A 15,532-nucleotide genomic window follows, 5' to 3' on the forward strand; every position below is an offset into this window, starting at 1 on the left:
CGCCTCCCGGTGCTCTCGGTCGTTCCTCGGCCTGCAGCAGGTGCCCACGACCTCGCGACTCTGGTCTCACCCCACGGGGTGATTCCCGGGCGGACGGTCACGTCGTGGTGACGCGGCGGGGACGCGGAGCGCCACGCCAGGGCCATGCGCCGACCCACGGCCCGGACACGGGCGGCCGGAAGGGTCGTGGCATCGGGAGCGACCAGCGCCCCCACTCCGGAAGGACAGTCATGTTCCGACACAGCATCGAGCTGCAGAACGACGTCAAGCCCGACCGCCCGGACGCGCTCTTCGCGGCCAAGATCCAGGAGCTGGTGGGCGGCCAGTTCGGCGAGATGACGGTGATGATGCAGTACCTCTGGCAGGGCTGGAACTGCCGCATCCCCGGCAAGTACAAGGACATGATCCTCGACATCGGCACCGAGGAGATCGGTCACGTCGAGATGCTGGTGACGCTGATGGCGCGCCTGCTCGAGGGCGCTCCGTCCGAGACCCAGGCCGAGGCGGCAGCCGCCAACCCGGCTCTCGCGGCGGTGCTTGGCGGGCAGAACGTCCAGCACGCCATCGTCACCGGCGGTGCCGCGATGCCGACCAACAGCCAGGGCGTCCCGTGGAACGGCGGCTACATCGTCGCGAGCGGCAACCTGCTCGCCGACTTCCGCAGCAACGTCGCCGCCGAGGCGCAGAGCCGGCTCCAGACGGCGCGCGTCTACCAGATGACCGACGACGCCGGGGTCAAGGAGACGCTGAAGTTCAACCTGGGCCGCGACACCTTCCACCAGCAGCAGTGGCTGCTGGGCATCGAGCAGCTCATCGAGGACGGCTACACCGACGGCCTCGAGGACTCGCTCAAGGAGGAGGAGGACAAGGACGCCGCCCGGACCTTCTACAGCTTCCACGAGGACAGCACCGCCCACGAGGGGCGTTGGGCCCAGGGCACCACGCTCATCGGCGAGGAGGAGATCCGCTTCGAGCAGGGACGTCCGCTCTCCGACGACATCAACGACGTCCCGGCGCCGGACCCGCTGCTGTTCGCGACGTACGACGGCCACAAGGGCCCCGGCAAGCCCGGGACCGCCGGCGGCGCCTACGTCCAGGGCGCGGAGAACCTCCTGTCCAAGGCCAAGGACGCGCTCACGCCGAACGACTGACGCCGCCCACCCACGAGGAGAGCACCATGACCGAGATCCTGCTGCGGCCGCTGGCAGACGCCTTCATGCAGGTGGGGGTCTTCGTCGCTCTCCTCGTGGCGCCGTTCGGGTGGGCGCGCTACCGCTGGGGCCACCGGCTCGACGAGGCCCTGGTGCGGCACCGCCGGCTCGGACCTCTCGTGGCCGCGGCGCTCACGGTGCCTCCGGGCTGCGGCGGCGCCATCATCGTGATGGCGGTCTACTCCCGGGGGGCCGTGTCCTACGGCGCCGCGATCGCGGCCCTCGTGGCCACGATGGGCGACGCCTCCTGGGTGCTGCTCGCGGCCGACCCGATGCTGACCGTGCAGCTCAAGGTGCTGCTGGTGGTGACCGGCGCGGCCTCGGGGTACGTCGTGGACGCGCTCGGGATCGCGCCGCGCCTGCGTCGCGACGCCGTCGCGCCGCAGCGGCGTCCGGTGCCGGTCGCCCCCGTCGCGGTCCCCGCGGTGCGGCTCGCGACGGCCACTGGCCTGCACGAGCTCGGGGTGCTCCCTGCCCTGCTGTGGCTGACGCTCGGCACGGGTGCGACCGTCAGCGTCCCCGTCACCTTCCAGCTGCTCCAACCCGACAACCTCTACCTGGTGCTCGGCGTCGCCGGCACCCTGCTGGCCGTCGTCGCGTTCGCGCGCGGCGGGGGCAAGCTGGCCGACGACGACACCGAGTCGGCCCACCCCACGTCGATGACGCAGGTCCTGCGCCACGGCGGGCACGAGATCGCGTTCGTCACCGTCTGGGTCGCCGTCGCCTACGTGACCTGGTCGGTGGTGTCCCACACGACCGGCTTCGACGGCTCCCAGCTCCCGCTGCTCGGCGTCGCCGGAGTCCTCGTGGGGGCGCTGATCGGGCTGGTCCCGGGGTGCGCCGTCCAGATCGTCTTCGCCGGCATCTTCCTCGCCGGCGGGATGCCGCTGCCCACGCTGGTCGCCAACATGGTCAGCCAGGACGGCGACGCCCTGCTGCCGCTGCTGGCCCTGGAGCACCGCTCCGCCCTGCTGGCGACCGTGCTCACCACCGTCCCGGCGCTGCTCGTCGGCTCGGCCCTGCTCGTCCTCACCTGACACGCACCAGACGAACCCTGCGGAGGTCCCCCATGCACGGCACGCTCGGCACCACCCGGCTCCACCTGCTCCTCGCCGCCGCCGCGGCGCTGACCGGCACGACGTACGGGCTGGCGGTAGGGCTCACCGTGCTCGTCGTGGTCGCCCTGCGCCACGCCGCCCGCGACCTCGTCACGCGGGAGGCATCAGCCTCGGCGGGTGCTGGGGCGCTCGCCCCGGCGCAGCACGCCGACGTGCTCGATGCGTCCCGCGGCCCGCGCCATCGCCTGGCTGGCTGAGCGCAGCCGCGCCGAGGTCTCCTCGCCGGTACGACGGGCGGCCGCGTCCACCAGGTCGCGGCCGTGGTCGATCACGGTCAGGGGCAGGGCAGCCAGCGCGTTGCCGGGAGGCCGGCGCGACACGACGGGGTGCGGCCGCGTCGGCGCCGTGCGCCGTACGACCTCCCAGGCGACCCCCAGCTGACGCAGCCGGCTCGGCGGCACGGCCTCCTGGAGCCGCGGCAGCAGCTCGTCCTCCTCGTCGCGCACGTCCTCGCGCAGCACCTCGACGAGACGGTCGATGGCCGACCGGCGCTCCTCGGCGTCGAGCTCGCTGCTCTCGAGGCGCGACCAGATCTCGTTGACCTCCTGGTGCTCCTGCTCGACCTGGAGGGTGAGCTCCTCGCCGTCGGGCAGCACCCGCCGCAGCACCGGCCACAGCACCGACTCCTCGGCGAAGGCGTGCGGGAAGACCAGGCGGGCGATGGCGTGCAGGACCCGCTCCTGCGCCGCCCCGGACGTCCCCTCGAGCTCGTGGAGGAGGCGGTCCAGGCGGACGTGGTCGCGCTTCTGGCGGGTGAGGACGCTCCAGGGGCCGCCGAGCTGGTCGACGGACTGGTCGGCGAGGGAGGGCATGAGGGGGCTCCTGGGTCGGGGAGCCGGCTGGTACCCGCGGTCGCGGCGCGTCATTCCGGCCGTCGCGCGGCGTCAGCCCGCCGCCGCCGCGAGCCGGGCCGACAGTCGGGCGCAGGCCTCGCGCAGCTCGGGCGGCCCGACGACGGTGACGTCGGCGTCGTAGCGGGCCACCGCCGCGGCGAGACCGGCCCAGGACCACGAGCCGAGGACGAGCCGGCACCGGTCCGGGCCGAGCTCCTCGACCACCCCGTCCAGCGCGTACGGCGTGACGTCGCGGGCGGGCAGGTCGAGGACCACCTCGCCGGTGCAGGGCCAGTCGCCGGGACCCTCGGCGCCACGGAAGCGGCCGGCCACGAACGCGCCGGCGTCGCCGCCGGGCACCTCGCGCGGGGTGAAGCGCGGTCCGGTGGGAGTGCGCGGGCGCACCCGGTCGACGCGGAAGGTGCGCCAGTCGTCACGGTCGAGGTCCCAGGCGAGGAGGTACCAGCGACCGGCGCGCGACACCAGGTGGTGCGGCTCCGCGCGACGCGGCGGTGCGCCGTCCTCGGGCGCGCCGTAGTCGAAGCGCAGGACCTCGCGGGCGGAGACGGTGGTGCTCAGCGCGACCAGCACGTCCGGGTCGACGCGGCCCTCCCGACGGGTGGCGACGGCACCGACCTGGACGGCGTCGATGCGGTGGCGCAGCCGCGACGGCATCACCTGGCGCAGCGTCGTGAGCGCCCGCGCCGCGGCCTCCTCCACACCGGCGCCGCTCGCCGCCACGACGCGGAGCGCGACGGCCAGCGCCACGGCCTGATCGTCGTCGAAGAGCAGCGGCGGCAGCGCGGTGCCCGCGTCGAGCCGGTAGCCGCCGTCGGGACCCTTGACCGCGTGCACGCGGTAGCCCAGCTCGCGCAGGGCATCGACGTCGCGGCGCACGGTGCGGGGGCTGACCTCGAGCCGCTGCGCCAGCAGCTGGCCGGGCCAGTCGCGGCGCACCTGCAGCAGCGAGAGCAGCGCCAGCAGCCGGGCGGAGGGTCCGTTCGTCATGTCCTCATCCTCGCGCAGGTAGCGGACAGGATCCGACCGCTACTGGCGTCACTGTCTTCTCAGCGCCCCGGACGGACCGGGGCCACATCCCTGAGGAGAACCATGAGCATCACCACCGTCGCCCACCTGAACCTCCGCGGCGACGCCCGCGCCGCGCTCGAGCTCTACCGCTCGGTCTTCGGCGGCGACCTCGTCGCCGTCACCTACCGCGACGCGCACAGCGTGACCGAGCCCGACGAGGCCGACTGGGTCATGTGGGGCGAGGTCCGCTCCGAGTCCGGCTTCCACGTGATGGCCTACGACGTGCCGTCCGCGCGGCCGTGGAGCCGGGGCGAGGACCCGTTCTTCGTGTCGGTGCGCGGCACCGACCCGGCCGAGGTCACGTCGTACTGGGAGAAGCTGAGTGACGGCTCCACCGTGGTCGTGCCGCTCGCCCCGGCCGGCTGGTCGCCGCTCTACGGCATGCTCACCGACCGCTTCGGCGTCACCTGGGTCCTCGACGTCGCGGTCGCCTACGACCCGGCTGCCCAGTAGTGCGAGTCGGCCGGTCGCCCGAGTCGGCCAGCACCCCGAGTCGGTCAGCACCCCGAGTCGGTCAGTACCCCGAGTCGGTCAGTAGCCCGACGGCAGGCGCGGGGTGTAGGCCTCCTCGAGGGCGGCGACCTGGTCGTCGGTGAGCTCGAGGTCGAGCGCGGCCACCGCGTCGGCGAGGTGGTGCTCCTTGGTCGGCCCGACGATCGGGGCGTCGACGGACGGGTGCCGCAGCACCCACGCGAGCGCCACCTGGGCCATCGCGACGCCGTGCTCCTCGGCCACCCGGCCGACGGCCGCGACGATCGGCTCGTTGGACTCGTCGACGTAGCGCCGGCCCATCGGGTCGTTCTCCGAGCGGAGGGTCTGCTCGCCCCACGGCCGGGCCAGCCGGCCCTTCGCCAGGGGGCTCCACGGGATGCTGCCGACGCCCTGGTGGGCGAGCAGGCCGAACATCTCCCGCTCCTCCTCCCGCTGGAGCAGGCTGTACTGGTTCTGCATCGACACGAACCGGGTCCAGCCGCCGAGGTCGGCGGCGTGCTGCATGGTGGCGAACTGCCAGGCGTGCATGGAGGAGGCGCCGAGGTAGCGCACCTTCCCGGCGCGCACGACGTCGTGCAGGGCCTCCATCGTCTCCTCGACCGGGGTCTCCGGGTCGAAGCGGTGGATCTGGTACAGGTCGACGTAGTCGGTGCCGAGGCGGGTCAGCGAGGCGTCGACCTGCTCCAGGATCGCCTTGCGGGACAGGCCGGAGCCGCCCGGGCCGTCGTGCATCGGGAAGAAGACCTTGGTCGCCAGCACGACGTCCTCGCGGCGGCTGAAGCGCCGGATCGCCCGGCCGGTGATCTCCTCCGACGTGCCGGCGCTGTAGACGTTCGCGGTGTCCCAGAAGGTGATGCCGAGCTCGACGGCCTGACGGAAGATCGGCTCCGCCGCGTCGTCGCCGAGCGCCCACCCGTGGGCGCCGCGCGAGGTGTCGCCGAAGCTCATGCAGCCGAGCGCGATGCCGCTGACCGTGAGCCCCGAGCTGCCGAGACGCGTGTAGTCCATGTCCTGCTCCTCCGGTGTGTCGAGACGTGCCTCCACCGTAGGTGGCCTGTGGGAGGGTCACGCAGGCGTGAGGGCGGAGGAGTTTCACCGGGTACCCGGTGAAACTCACGCTTCCGGTACGAAGCTTCGTACGGGAAGCGTGAGTTTCTCGACGTCCGTGTGACGGGTGCGGTGGATGGAGCCGGTCACGCGTCGACGACGCACCGGAGGCCGACGTGGCTGGTGCTGCTCAGCACGCCCTGGCCCTGGCGGGCGGCGGGACGGGAGCGCCGGCAGTACGACGACGAGCACAGGTGCGAGCCGCCCGTGGTCACGGCGCGCTCCTCCTCGGTGTCCGCGACCGTGCGCGCGCAGCAGGAGGCGACAGGCGCGGGGGGCAGCTCGGCGAGGGTCTCGGTCCACGGGGTGGAGGTCCGCTCCCAGACGTTGCCGATCATGTCGACCAGGCCGTAGCCGTTGGGCGGGTCGCTGCCGACCGCGCTGGTGCCGGGACCGCGCGGGTGCAGCGAGCGCCAGGGGAAGTCGCCCCGGTAGGTGTTGGCCAGCACCCGGCCGCCGGCCTCGAGCTCGTCGCCCCAGGCGTAGGCGCGGCCGGGCACGCCGCCGCGGGCCGCGTGCTCCCACTCGGCCTCGGTGGGCAGCCGCAGACTGGCCCACGAGGCGTAGGCCAGGGCGTCGGGGCGCGCCACGTGCACGACGGTGCTTCTCGCGGCCGGACAGGTCGGACCCGGCGCCGTGCGGGTGGCGCCAGTCGGCGCCGGGCACCCACGCCCCACCACTGCCGCCAGTCGTCGAGCGGGACCGGGCGCGGCGTCCCGACGAAGACCAGCGAACCCGGCACCAGCTGGTCGGGGCTGGCGTCCGGGCAGTCCCGTGCGTCCGGCGCCCGCTCGGCCGCCGTGACGCGGCCGGTGTCCTTCACGAACCGCCGGAACTCGATGTCGGTGACGGGGTGCTCGCCGACCCACAGGTCGCCGACCTCGACCTCCACGACCGGCTCCTCCTCGGGGTAGAAGCCGGTCCCGCCCATCCGCGCCGCGCCGCCGCGGACCAGGCGGCTGCGGCCGGTGCGCCGCGGGCTGGGTCGGTACGGACCAGGGTCTCCGTCGTGGGAGCAGCCTCCCGCAGGTGGCGGACGTGGGTACGGTCAGCCGACCAGCGAGGCGATCGTCGAGGAGTCCTCGGCGTCGCCGGTGTCGAGGGTGAACGTGTTGTTGCTGGTCGCCCAGATCACGGCCTGGCTTCGCGAGGTCACGCCGGTCTTGGCGTAGGTGGTGCGGATGTAGGTCTTGATCGTGTTGACGCTGAGGAACATGGTGGCCGCGATCTCGCGGGTGCTCATGCCTCGGGCGATGAGCGAGAGCACCTGGGCCTCTCGAGGGCTGAGCTGGTGGTCATCGCTCGGCCCGTCGTCGGGGCTGGGCATGGAGGCGCGGCCCTGCACCAGGGTGGCGGCGCTGACGACTCGTTCACCGTTCACGATGCGTTCGAGGCAGTCGACGAGCTCGGAGGAGGACAGCGTCTTCGACAGGCAGCCGGCAGCCCCCTGCGCGAGTGCCGTCAGGACTGCCTCCGGGGGCAGGGCCCAGGCGAACAGCACGACTCTCGCTCCTGCGCCGCGCGGCAGGGTCGGGAGCGGTATGCCGTCACCTGCATCTGGGGTGGTGCCGTACAAGACGATGTCGACGTCCGCGTCGGGGTCGGTCTGGGCCCCCGAGTCGAGCATCTGGATGCGGTGCTCGTACCCGCTGAGCATGGCGCGCAGCCCGGCGTCGACGACCGGGTAGTCGTGGGTGAGGGTGATCCGCAGTGCCGTCGGCCTGGCGGCTTCCGGGCTCATCGTGCTTCTCTGGCTGAGGCCGTGGAGGTGTGGCTCGCGGGTGCGTGGCCGGGTGCTGCTGCTGCCGGCGTCGGTTGGTGCTGCGCGTGGTCCCGCATCAAGATGACGGCCTGGGAGCGGTGGACGACGCCCAGCTTGCGGTAGCCGGTGCGGATGTAGGTCTTGATCGTGTTCATGCTGAGGTGCAGGCGGGTGGCGATCTCCTGGTTCGTCAACCCGATGGCGATGAGCCGCAGCACGTCGAGCTCGCGTGGGGACAACGGGCCAGCGGCCAACTCGTGAGTCGGTGCGGTGCGCGGCGACGTGCTCAGGGCCTGGACGAGGTCATGGGCACTGAGGGTCTCGAGCAGCTCGGAGGTGCCGTGCCGGGTCTCGAAGATCGCGGCATCGACGAGCTCGTGGGTGCTGGAGGCCTGACCGAGCAGCTCCAGGAGGGCCGACCGGCCCGACTCTCCGACGGGGCCGACGATGATGACGGCGGCAGCAGCCCGACACACAGGCGATCGGTGGATCTGGTGCGCAGTCATGAGAGGCCTTCCGGACGAGAGCTCGGATCGTGCTTTCGTCGGGGTCCGGGACGACTGTGCTGTCGTCGACACTACATGTTGGCGGCAGAACGGCTACCCTGAGAGGGATTCCGTCGTCCCAGACCTTGCCGACGTGCCGCGCACGCCGATGCAGCTCAAAGGACTCACCCTCGTGAAGGATGGCGAACCGCAGGGACCCCACGCCGAGGACCCGGTGCGCAGCCCCCGAGCGGGCGACGGGGTCACTGGCGCTCTGGGCCGCCTGTGCCGCGAGATCTCCGACGAGCTGCACCTGCTGGGCGCGGTGGTGGCGCTGATGCCGAGCGTGGAAGCGCATGCCGTGGCGGCGTCGTCGGCCGAGGTGGCGCGCAAGGTCGAGGACATGCAGTTCTCCATGGGCGAGGGCCCGACGCGTGACGCCTTCAACGCCCAGCGTCCCGTGCTGGTCGCGGACCTGCGCGCTGACGGGATGGGCCGGTGGCCGGGCTGGGCGCCAGCAGCCTGCCAGTCCGGCATCGAAGCGGTCTACGCCTTCCCGTTGCACGTCGGTGCCTCGATCTTCGGCGTGCTGACCGCGTACGCGTCGGCCGGGGATCGCCTCGACGCCACGGGGCTCAAGGTGGCGCTCGCCTTTTCGCAGGCAGCCACCGAGGTGCTCCTCGACGGCTCGATCCCGCCCGGAGGCACCCAGCTCGAGCCGGACCTCGACACCTCGCTCGGGGCCAACAGCCACGTCTACCAGGCGCAGGGTGTCGTGATGGTGGAGATGGGGGTGAGCCTTTCCGAGGCCTTGGCCCGCATGCGTGCGTATGCTTGGGCGAACGGCCAGGACCTCGCCGCTCTCTCTCGAGACATTCTGGCGGGCCGGGCGATGCCGGACCGCGAGCCACGTTGATGCCGAAGTTTCCGCGCAGCCCAACCAAGTGTGAGGCCCAGCCATGATCTCCGTGAGCGACCTGTCAGAGTTCTTCGTCGAGGTCGCGGACGCACTCGTCGACGACTACGACCTCGTCGACTTCCTGCACGAGCTGACCGAGAAGGCCGCCGCGGTGAGCGGGGCCTCCGCCGTGGGCCTGGTGCTGGCCGATCACCGCGACCAGGTCCGGTTCATGGCCGCGAACAGCGAGTCCGGCGAGCTGCTCGAGCTGTTCCAGATCCAGGCCGAGGAAGGACCCTGCCGGGACTGCCTCGTCACCGGGGAGCCGGTCGTCAACGCGGACCTCGCCCACGCCGGCGACCGCTGGCCCAGGTTCGCCCCGCAAGCGCGTGCTCTGGGCTTCCAGTCGGTGCACGCGTTCCCGATGCGGCTGCGCAGCACGGTCATCGGTGCGCTCAACCTGTTCGGCACGGAGGACGCCAAGTTCGAGGCCGACGAGGTCCGGGTGGTCCAGGCCCTGGCGGACGTCGCGACGATCGCCATCCTGCACGAGCGCAACCTGGTCCAGGCCGAGTTCATCACCGAACAGCTGCAAGGTGCCCTGAACAGCCGGGTCATCATCGAGCAGGCCAAGGGCGCCCTGTCGCACGCCGACGCCATCTCGACCTCGGAGGCCTTCGACCTCCTGCGCTCACGCGCCCGGTCGACCCGCACACCCTTGGTCGCGGTCGCGCGGGGTGTCCTTGCCGATCTGGAGCAGGTCGGCGGCTCAGCCTAGGCAGGGGCCGACGCAATCCGCGACGGCCACCTGGCCCAGCCGACCTCGCTCAGGCGCGCAGCTCGGCGTTGACCGCGTCGGGGGAGAACTGCTGGTCGACGACCAGGCGGGTGAGGCCGGCGACGGCGGCGTCCTCGCCGAGGGTGCCGAGCTGCAGCGCCATGTGGCGGGTGGCGCGGGGGAGGGCGAGGCGGTAGAGGGTCTCGCGGATCCCGGCCAGCAGCGAGGCCGAGGCCAGGGCGCCGCCGATCAGCACCACCTCGGGGTCGAGCAGGCACACGACGGTGGCCATGACCTCGCCCATGCGCTGGCCGACCTCCTGGGTGAGCCGGACCGCCTCGGCTGCCAAGCGCGGCGAGCCGTCGGTCGTGGAGGCGCGCGAGCTTCGTGAGCTTCCAGGACCCTGGACGTGATGGCCCCTAGGGTCGCAGGGTGAACGACGTGTCGATCGAGCAGCACGAGCTGGTGGCCGAGCAGTTCGAGTACACCGGGGCACTGACCGTGCTCACGACGACCGCCCCTCGTGAGCAGGTGGCGCTCGCGCTCGGCGTCGACCTCGAGAAGCCCCTGGGGCATGGTGAGCGCGGCGGCGACAGTGCGACGGCGTGGGCGATCCGGGACGTGCCAGGCGGGGTCTTCGCGATCGAGGTGAGCGGGTACGGCGATCCTCCGTCGGCCACCCTCACGAGCCTCGCTGCGGAGGGGGGAGCTGCCGCCGTGGTCCGGAACAACGTCCAGGCGCGGATGCGGTTCGGCTGCGCGAAGGACGGTCACGTGGTCTTCGATGCCGACGACTACATGTACGAGGACCCTTCAAGAGTGCCCGTGAGTCTGCGTCCGCTGTTCGATCTCGTCCATGACGACCTGACCGGGGAGACCGATGACGACGCCCCGGACGAGTTCGCGGTCGGCCTCGCGATGAGCGAGGTCATCACCGGGATCCGGCTGAGCGCCGACGACGTAGCTGCGATCCAGGAGTCGCGGTTCTTCATGGTGGAGGCGGCCGGCCACTAGTCGATCGGGTGCCTCCCGCCGGCGCGCACGTGTCGGTCAAGGCCACGGGCCGCCACGTACATCTCGGGGGAAGGCGCTGGTGACGCGAGCGCAGATCAGGCGCGCAGCTTGGCGTTGACCGCGTCGGGGGAGAACTGCTGGTCGACGACCAGGCGGGTGAGGCCGGCGACGGCGGCGTCCTCGCCGAGGGTGCCGAGCTGCAGCGCCATGTGGCGGGTGGCGCGGGGGAGGGCGAGGCGGTAGAGGGTCTCGCGGATCCCGGCCAGCAGCGAGGCCGAGGCCAGGGCGCCGCCGATCAGCACCACCTCGGGGTTGAGCAGGCACACGACGGTGGCCATGACCTCGCCGATGCGCTGGCCGGCCTCCTGGGTGAGCCGGGCCGCCTCGGCGTCGCCTGCGCGGAGCAGGTCGCGCACCTCGCGGCCGGACGTCGCCGGGATGCCGAGGGCGGTGAGCTCGGCGGCGACCGCGCGGCCGCTGGCCACCGCGGCGAGGCAGCCCGTGAGGCCGCACTGGCAGCGCGCGTCGGAGCGGGGGGAGACGCGGACGTGGCCGATGTCGCCGGCCCCGCCGTCGACGCCGCTGTAGGAGCGGCCGTCGATGACGATGCCGGTGCCGATGCCCGTGGAGACCTTGACCAGGCAGAGCGAGCGGACGTGGGCGTAGCCGGCGGCGTACTCGCCCATCGCGGCGGCGTCGGCGTCGTTGGCGGTGAGCACGGGGACGCCGGGCAGGGCGCTCTGGAGGTGCTCGGCGATCGGGTAGGCGTCCCAGCCGGGCAGGATCGGCGGCTGGCTGGGACGCCCCGACTCGGGGTCGACCGGGCCGGGGAGGCTGAGCCCGAGCCCGCACAGGCGGTCGGGGCCGAGGTCGTGCTTGTCCAGGAGGGCCGCGGAGGCGGAGGCGATCCGGTCGAGCACGGCCGACGGCCCGGCCGAGACGGCCACCTCGATCGAGTCCTCGGCCAGCACCGCCCCGCCGAGGTCGGTGACCGCGATCCGGGTGTGGGTGGTGTCGATGGCGGTGACGAGTACGTGCGACTGGGAGGTGTTGAACTCCAGGCTGCGCCGGCGCCGCCCGCCGGTGGCCTCGGTGGTGGGCCCCTCGACGATCATCCCGGCCGCGAGCAGGGCGTCGATGCGCTGGGTGATCGTCATCCGCGACAGCCCCGTGACCTGGAGGACGTCGCCGCGGGTGCCGGCGCGGCCGTGGCGGATCAGGTCGAGGACGTCGCCGGGGCCGGTGGGCATGAGCACCTCTTCTGACGCGGGCGGCCGGCTGGCCGCGGCGACCTGAGTATAACGACGGCGCAACAAATGCTTGACAGATGTACGACATAGGTCCAATGTCTGGACAAAACTATCCGAACTTCCGGAGGCCTCATGTCCACACCCCGTCGGCGCCGCGCCAGTGTTGTCGCCGCGCTCTCGACCCTCGTTCTCGGAACTCTTGCCGCCTGCAGCTCCGACGACGGTGGCGACGGCGGGGACGGCGGCAAGATCACCGTCTGGATCGTGGAGGACCTGCCGGACCGGGTGGCGGCCACCCAGGCGATCGTCGACGACTTCACGGCGGACGCCGGGGTGGACGTCGAGCTGGTCGCGGTCGCCGAGGACCAGTTCAACCAGGTCCTGACGTCCAGCGCCGCGGCCGGCGACCTCCCCGACGTGATCGGCGGCCTGCCGCTCGGACAGGTCCGCACGCTGTCGACCAACGAGCTGGTGGACACCGCCGCCGTCGGCGAGGTGCTCGACACCCTCGACCCCGGCACGTTCAGCGAGAGCTCGCTGGAGCTGACCGCCGACGGCGACGACCAGCTGGCGATCCCCAGCGAGTCCTGGGTGCAGCTGCTGGTCTACCGCAAGGACCTGTTCGAGAAGGCCGGGCTCGAGGTGCCGTCGACGTACGACGACGTGCTGGCCGCCGCCGAGGAGCTCGACTCCGGCGACGTCTCCGGCTTCCTGGGCGCCAACGTCGCGGGCGACGCGTTCACCGCCCAGACCTTCGAGGAGATCGGGCTGGGCAACAACTGCGAGATGGTCGACGACGAGGGCGAGGTGACCTTCGACAGCGACGAGTGCGTCGAGGCGCTCGACTTCTACGGCGAGCTGCAGCAGGACTACTCGATCGAGGGCGCGCAGGACGTCGACACCACCCGCGCGGCGTACTTCGCCGGTCAGGGCGCGATGCTGATCTGGTCGAGCTTCATCCTCGACGAGATGGCCGGGCTGCGCAACGACGCCCTGCCGAGCTGCCCCGAGTGCAAGGCCGACCCCGGCTTCCTCGCCGAGAACAGCGGCGTCGTGACCTCGATCCAGGGTCCGTCGGGCGACGAGCCGGCGACGTTCGGCGAGATCACGTCCTGGACGATCACCGCCGACTCCGCCACCGACTCCGCGAAGCAGTTCGTCGAGTACCTCCTCACCGACGGCTACGAGCCGTGGATCGCGATCGCTCCCGAGGGCAAGATCCCGGTCCGCACCGGCGACGCCCCCGGCGGCACGGAGTACTCCGAGGCCTGGGCGAAGATGGAGGTCGGCGTGGACACCAAGGCGCCGCTCTCGCAGTTCTACGGCCCCGACGTCATCGAGGCCCTGACCGGCGGCGCGGACACCCTGGCGCGCTGGGCGATCCCGCAGGGCCAGGGCGACCTGCTCGGCGCGATCCAGGGCGAGCAGCCCGTGGCCAACGCCGTCAACCAGGTCTCTGGCGGCACCGACCCCGAGGAGGCGGCCAAGGCCGCCGACGAGGCGATCACCTCGGTCCAGGACTCCCAGTGAGCGACGTCCGGTGACCTCGCCCCTCCTCCCGGAGCACCGATGACCACAGGCGGACCGGCCGGCCAGACGGCCACCGCCCTGGAGGCGCCCACCCCGGCGCCCCAGGGCGGCCGGTCCCGCCGGGCCCGGGCCAGCCGCGCGAGCGACGACCGTCGCGCGGGCTACCTGCTGATCTCGCCCACCGTCGTCATCGTGTTCGCGATGGTGGTGCTGCCGATCCTGTGGACGTTCTCGCTGGCCTTCCAGCAGGTGCGGCTGCTCAACCTGCGCCAGACCGGGATCATCGGCGACTACAGCCTGGAGAACTTCACCAACGTCCTCACCTCACCGGGCTTCGTCGACGCGCTGGTCACCACGCTCGTCTACTCCGTGGCCGGTACGGCGTGCGCGATCGGCCTCGGCCTGGTCGCGGCGCTCGCGCTGCGCCGGCCCTTCCGCGGGCGTGGGCTGGTGCGGGCGTGCATGCTGCTGCCGTACGTCGCCCCCGTGGTCGCGGCGACCTTCGTGTGGTCGACGATGCTCAACCCGCAGTTCGGGATCGTCAACCACTACGGCGCGAGCCTGCTCGGCTGGGACGACCCGATCGCGTTCCTCAGCTCCTCCGACCCGATCTCGCCGTTCGGCATCGACCTGCACGTCAGCATGTCGCTGTTCACCGTCGTGCTCTTCGAGGGCTGGCGCTCGTTCCCGTTCGCGTTCCTCTTCATCACCGCGCGGATGCAGGCGATCCCGGAGTCGCTGGAGGAGGCCGCGACCGTCGACGGCGCCACGCCCACCCAGCGCTTCTTCCACATCGTGCTGCCGCAGCTGCTGCCCACGATCGCGGTGCTGACGGTGCTGCGCTTCATCTGGACCTTCAACAACTTCGACGACATCTACCTGCTGACCGGCGGCGCGTCCGGCACCCAGGTCGTCGCGGTCCGCGTCTACGACTACCTCATCAACCGCGGCGACATCGGCGCCGCGGCCGCCCAGGCGCTCGTGCTGGCGGCGATCCTCGCGGTGCTGGTCGGGATCTACCTCAAGTTCTTCGGCCGCTCGGAGGACGTGGCATGAGCTCCTTCAACCGCGACGCCGTCGAGCGGCGGATCCTCGGCGCGCTGCGGCCGCTGACGATCATCGTGCTGCTGCTGATCTGCCTGTTCCCCTTCTACTACATGCTGCTGCTGTCCTTCCGGCCGCTCGACGCGGTCATCCAGGACCCCGGCGCCCTGTGGCCGAAGGCGGGCGAGATCGACCTGGGCACCTACCGCGACGTCCTCGCCTCGACCGAGGACGGGGGCCAGGGCTTCCTGACCTTCATCCGCAACAGCTTCATCGTGGCGATCGGCACCGTCGTGCTCACGCTGCTGGTGGCGATCCCGGGCGCCTACGCCGTCAGCCGGCTGGAGTTCTTCGGTCGCCGGCAGATCAGCGCGGTGTTCCTGGGCGTCTACTTCTTCCCCGCCATCCTGCTGGCGATCCCGCTGTTCGTGTTCTTCACGCGCATCGGCCAGCGCGGCACGCTGCTGGGGCTGCTGGTGGTCTACGTCGCGCAGGTCGCGGCGGTGTCGATCTACATGCTGCGCAACTACTTCGACACGATCCCGGCCAGCATCGAGGAGGCAGCCGCGATCGACGGCTGCACCCGCCTGCAGGCGATGCGCCACGTCAGCCTGCCGCTGGCGATGCCGGCGATCATGTCGAACGCGCTGTTCATCTTCATGATCGCGTGGAACGAGTTCCTCTTCGCGCTGCTCTTCCTCGTGGAGAAGCGGGAGAACTGGACCGTCTCGCTCGGTCTCTCGCAGCTCGCCGGCAGCATCGAGGTCCCGACCACCGTGCTGATGGCCGGCTCGGTGATCCTCACGGTGCCGATCATCGGCCTGTTCTTCCTCAGCGAGCGGTGGCTGGCCGGCGGCCTGACCGCCGGCGCCGAGAAGGGCTGATCCGCGCCGCGACCCGCGCCCGCCGCCTCGCCCCGCC

Annotated in this window: 17 protein-coding genes and 1 pseudogene; 9 read left to right on the forward strand and 9 right to left on the reverse strand. The window is 72.0% G+C overall.

Translation table 11 applies throughout. The features are described from left to right. Positions 1–230 precede the first annotated feature (230 nt). Both IRQ30_RS12940 and IRQ30_RS12945 read left to right on the forward strand, forming a co-directional pair. Complete coding sequence (locus tag IRQ30_RS12940; RefSeq protein WP_193613245.1) at positions 231–1,151, forward strand: manganese catalase; 921 nt, start codon at positions 231–233, stop codon at positions 1,149–1,151. 26 nt (positions 1,152–1,177) lie between these two features. Continuing rightward, on the forward strand, positions 1,178–2,248 hold the full coding sequence (locus tag IRQ30_RS12945) for a putative manganese transporter (RefSeq protein ID WP_193613246.1): 1,071 nt from the start codon (positions 1,178–1,180) through the stop codon (positions 2,246–2,248). 185 nt (positions 2,249–2,433) lie between these two features. Here the strand turns inward: IRQ30_RS12945 and IRQ30_RS12950 are convergent, their stop codons facing one another. Together IRQ30_RS12950 and IRQ30_RS12955 are read right to left on the reverse strand one after the other, a co-directional pair. Then, positions 2,434–3,141 carry a hemerythrin domain-containing protein gene (locus tag IRQ30_RS12950; RefSeq protein WP_193613247.1) on the reverse strand — a complete coding sequence of 236 codons (708 nt, stop codon included), beginning with the start codon at positions 3,139–3,141 and terminating at the stop codon, positions 2,434–2,436. A 72-nt stretch (positions 3,142–3,213) separates the two neighbouring features. Then, the gene (locus tag IRQ30_RS12955; protein WP_193613248.1) at positions 3,214–4,170 is read right to left on the reverse strand and encodes a helix-turn-helix transcriptional regulator; all 957 of its coding nucleotides are present in this window, start codon (positions 4,168–4,170) and stop codon (positions 3,214–3,216) included. Positions 4,171–4,272: 102 nt separating this feature from the next. Between IRQ30_RS12955 and IRQ30_RS12960 the strand changes: the two genes are divergently transcribed. Next, the gene (locus IRQ30_RS12960; RefSeq protein ID WP_193613249.1) at positions 4,273–4,704 is read left to right on the forward strand and encodes a VOC family protein; all 432 of its coding nucleotides are present in this window, start codon (positions 4,273–4,275) and stop codon (positions 4,702–4,704) included. Positions 4,705–4,782: 78 nt separating this feature from the next. On the opposite strand, the gene IRQ30_RS12965 is transcribed toward IRQ30_RS12960, so the two are convergent. The 5 genes and pseudogenes from IRQ30_RS12965 to IRQ30_RS12980 all read right to left on the reverse strand — a co-directional run bounded on the left by IRQ30_RS12965 (position 4,783) and on the right by IRQ30_RS12980 (position 8,088). Then, positions 4,783–5,751: an aldo/keto reductase gene (locus IRQ30_RS12965; RefSeq protein ID WP_193613250.1), complete on the reverse strand. Its 969-nt coding sequence runs from the start codon at positions 5,749–5,751 to the stop codon at positions 4,783–4,785. 185 nt (positions 5,752–5,936) lie between these two features. Next, on the reverse strand, positions 5,937–6,440 hold the full coding sequence (locus IRQ30_RS23820; RefSeq protein ID WP_338089687.1) for a formylglycine-generating enzyme family protein: 504 nt from the start codon (positions 6,438–6,440) through the stop codon (positions 5,937–5,939). 83 nt (positions 6,441–6,523) lie between these two features. Further along, positions 6,524–6,781 (reverse strand): annotated as a pseudogene (locus tag IRQ30_RS24375) (SUMF1/EgtB/PvdO family nonheme iron enzyme); the annotation flags it as partial. Between the two features lie 117 nt (positions 6,782–6,898). Continuing rightward, positions 6,899–7,591 carry a helix-turn-helix transcriptional regulator gene (locus IRQ30_RS12975; RefSeq protein WP_193613251.1) on the reverse strand — a complete coding sequence of 231 codons (693 nt, stop codon included), beginning with the start codon at positions 7,589–7,591 and terminating at the stop codon, positions 6,899–6,901. After that, positions 7,588–8,088, reverse strand: coding sequence for a helix-turn-helix transcriptional regulator (locus IRQ30_RS12980; protein ID WP_338089688.1), 501 nt, complete (start codon positions 8,086–8,088; stop codon positions 7,588–7,590). Before IRQ30_RS12980 ends, IRQ30_RS12975 begins: the two co-directional genes overlap by 4 nt. A 163-nt stretch (positions 8,089–8,251) precedes the next feature. Here IRQ30_RS12980 and IRQ30_RS12985 point away from each other — a divergent pair, with 163 nt between their 5' ends. Together IRQ30_RS12985 and IRQ30_RS12990 are read left to right on the forward strand one after the other, a co-directional pair. Continuing rightward, the gene (locus IRQ30_RS12985) at positions 8,252–9,013 is read left to right on the forward strand and encodes a GAF domain-containing protein (protein ID WP_193613253.1); all 762 of its coding nucleotides are present in this window, start codon (positions 8,252–8,254) and stop codon (positions 9,011–9,013) included. Positions 9,014–9,065: 52 nt separating this feature from the next. Beyond that, positions 9,066–9,773, forward strand: coding sequence for a GAF and ANTAR domain-containing protein (locus IRQ30_RS12990; protein ID WP_338089689.1), 708 nt, complete (start codon positions 9,066–9,068; stop codon positions 9,771–9,773). 49 nt (positions 9,774–9,822) lie between these two features. Here the strand turns inward: IRQ30_RS12990 and IRQ30_RS12995 are convergent, their stop codons facing one another. Then, on the reverse strand, positions 9,823–10,122 hold the full coding sequence (locus tag IRQ30_RS12995; protein WP_227467521.1) for an ROK family protein: 300 nt from the start codon (positions 10,120–10,122) through the stop codon (positions 9,823–9,825). A gap of 83 nt (positions 10,123–10,205) precedes the next feature. Between IRQ30_RS12995 and IRQ30_RS13000 the strand changes: the two genes are divergently transcribed. Next, entirely contained in the window at positions 10,206–10,787 is a 582-nt protein-coding gene (locus IRQ30_RS13000) for a DUF6461 domain-containing protein (protein ID WP_193613255.1), read from the forward strand. Between the two features lie 95 nt (positions 10,788–10,882). On the opposite strand, the gene IRQ30_RS13005 is transcribed toward IRQ30_RS13000, so the two are convergent. Further along, entirely contained in the window at positions 10,883–12,037 is a 1,155-nt protein-coding gene (locus tag IRQ30_RS13005; RefSeq protein ID WP_193613256.1) for an ROK family protein, read from the reverse strand. A 132-nt stretch (positions 12,038–12,169) separates the two neighbouring features. On the opposite strand from IRQ30_RS13005, the gene IRQ30_RS13010 reads away from it, so the two are divergent. Genes IRQ30_RS13010 through IRQ30_RS13020 form a run of 3 tightly spaced genes read left to right on the forward strand, consistent with a single transcriptional unit; the run spans position 12,170 to position 15,495 of the window. Beyond that, positions 12,170–13,567 (forward strand): ABC transporter substrate-binding protein, encoded by a 1,398-nt coding sequence (locus IRQ30_RS13010; protein ID WP_193613257.1) that lies wholly within the window; start codon positions 12,170–12,172, stop codon positions 13,565–13,567. A gap of 39 nt (positions 13,568–13,606) precedes the next feature. Further along, entirely contained in the window at positions 13,607–14,623 is a 1,017-nt protein-coding gene (locus IRQ30_RS13015) for a carbohydrate ABC transporter permease (protein ID WP_193609823.1), read from the forward strand. Then, a complete protein-coding gene (locus tag IRQ30_RS13020) occupies positions 14,620–15,495 on the forward strand; it encodes a carbohydrate ABC transporter permease (RefSeq protein WP_193613259.1) in 876 nt (291 codons plus the stop codon). Before IRQ30_RS13015 ends, IRQ30_RS13020 begins: the two co-directional genes overlap by 4 nt. Positions 15,496–15,532 lie beyond the last annotated feature (37 nt).

This window comes from Nocardioides lijunqiniae (genome assembly GCF_015024225.1).
GTDB classification, from domain to species: domain Bacteria; phylum Actinomycetota; class Actinomycetes; order Propionibacteriales; family Nocardioidaceae; genus Nocardioides; species Nocardioides lijunqiniae.

What these genes read in the sequence shown, in the direction of transcription:
- IRQ30_RS12940 (WP_193613245.1), top strand. Translation starts at nt 231, where the DNA reads ATGTTCCGACACAGCATCGAGCTGCAGAACGACGTCAAGCCCGACCGC.
- IRQ30_RS12950 (WP_193613247.1), bottom strand. Translation starts at nt 3,141, where the DNA reads ATGCCCTCCCTCGCCGACCAGTCCGTCGACCAGCTCGGCGGCCCCTGG.
- IRQ30_RS13005 (WP_193613256.1), bottom strand. Translation starts at nt 12,037, where the DNA reads ATGCCCACCGGCCCCGGCGACGTCCTCGACCTGATCCGCCACGGCCGC.
- IRQ30_RS12965 (WP_193613250.1), bottom strand. Translation starts at nt 5,751, where the DNA reads ATGGACTACACGCGTCTCGGCAGCTCGGGGCTCACGGTCAGCGGCATC.
- IRQ30_RS12960 (WP_193613249.1), top strand. Translation starts at nt 4,273, where the DNA reads ATGAGCATCACCACCGTCGCCCACCTGAACCTCCGCGGCGACGCCCGC.
- IRQ30_RS13015 (WP_193609823.1), top strand. Translation starts at nt 13,607, where the DNA reads ATGACCACAGGCGGACCGGCCGGCCAGACGGCCACCGCCCTGGAGGCG.
- IRQ30_RS12975 (WP_193613251.1), bottom strand. Translation starts at nt 7,591, where the DNA reads ATGAGCCCGGAAGCCGCCAGGCCGACGGCACTGCGGATCACCCTCACC.
- IRQ30_RS13010 (WP_193613257.1), top strand. Translation starts at nt 12,170, where the DNA reads ATGTCCACACCCCGTCGGCGCCGCGCCAGTGTTGTCGCCGCGCTCTCG.
- IRQ30_RS12955 (WP_193613248.1), bottom strand. Translation starts at nt 4,170, where the DNA reads ATGACGAACGGACCCTCCGCCCGGCTGCTGGCGCTGCTCTCGCTGCTG.
- IRQ30_RS13020 (WP_193613259.1), top strand. Translation starts at nt 14,620, where the DNA reads ATGAGCTCCTTCAACCGCGACGCCGTCGAGCGGCGGATCCTCGGCGCG.
- IRQ30_RS12945 (WP_193613246.1), top strand. Translation starts at nt 1,178, where the DNA reads ATGACCGAGATCCTGCTGCGGCCGCTGGCAGACGCCTTCATGCAGGTG.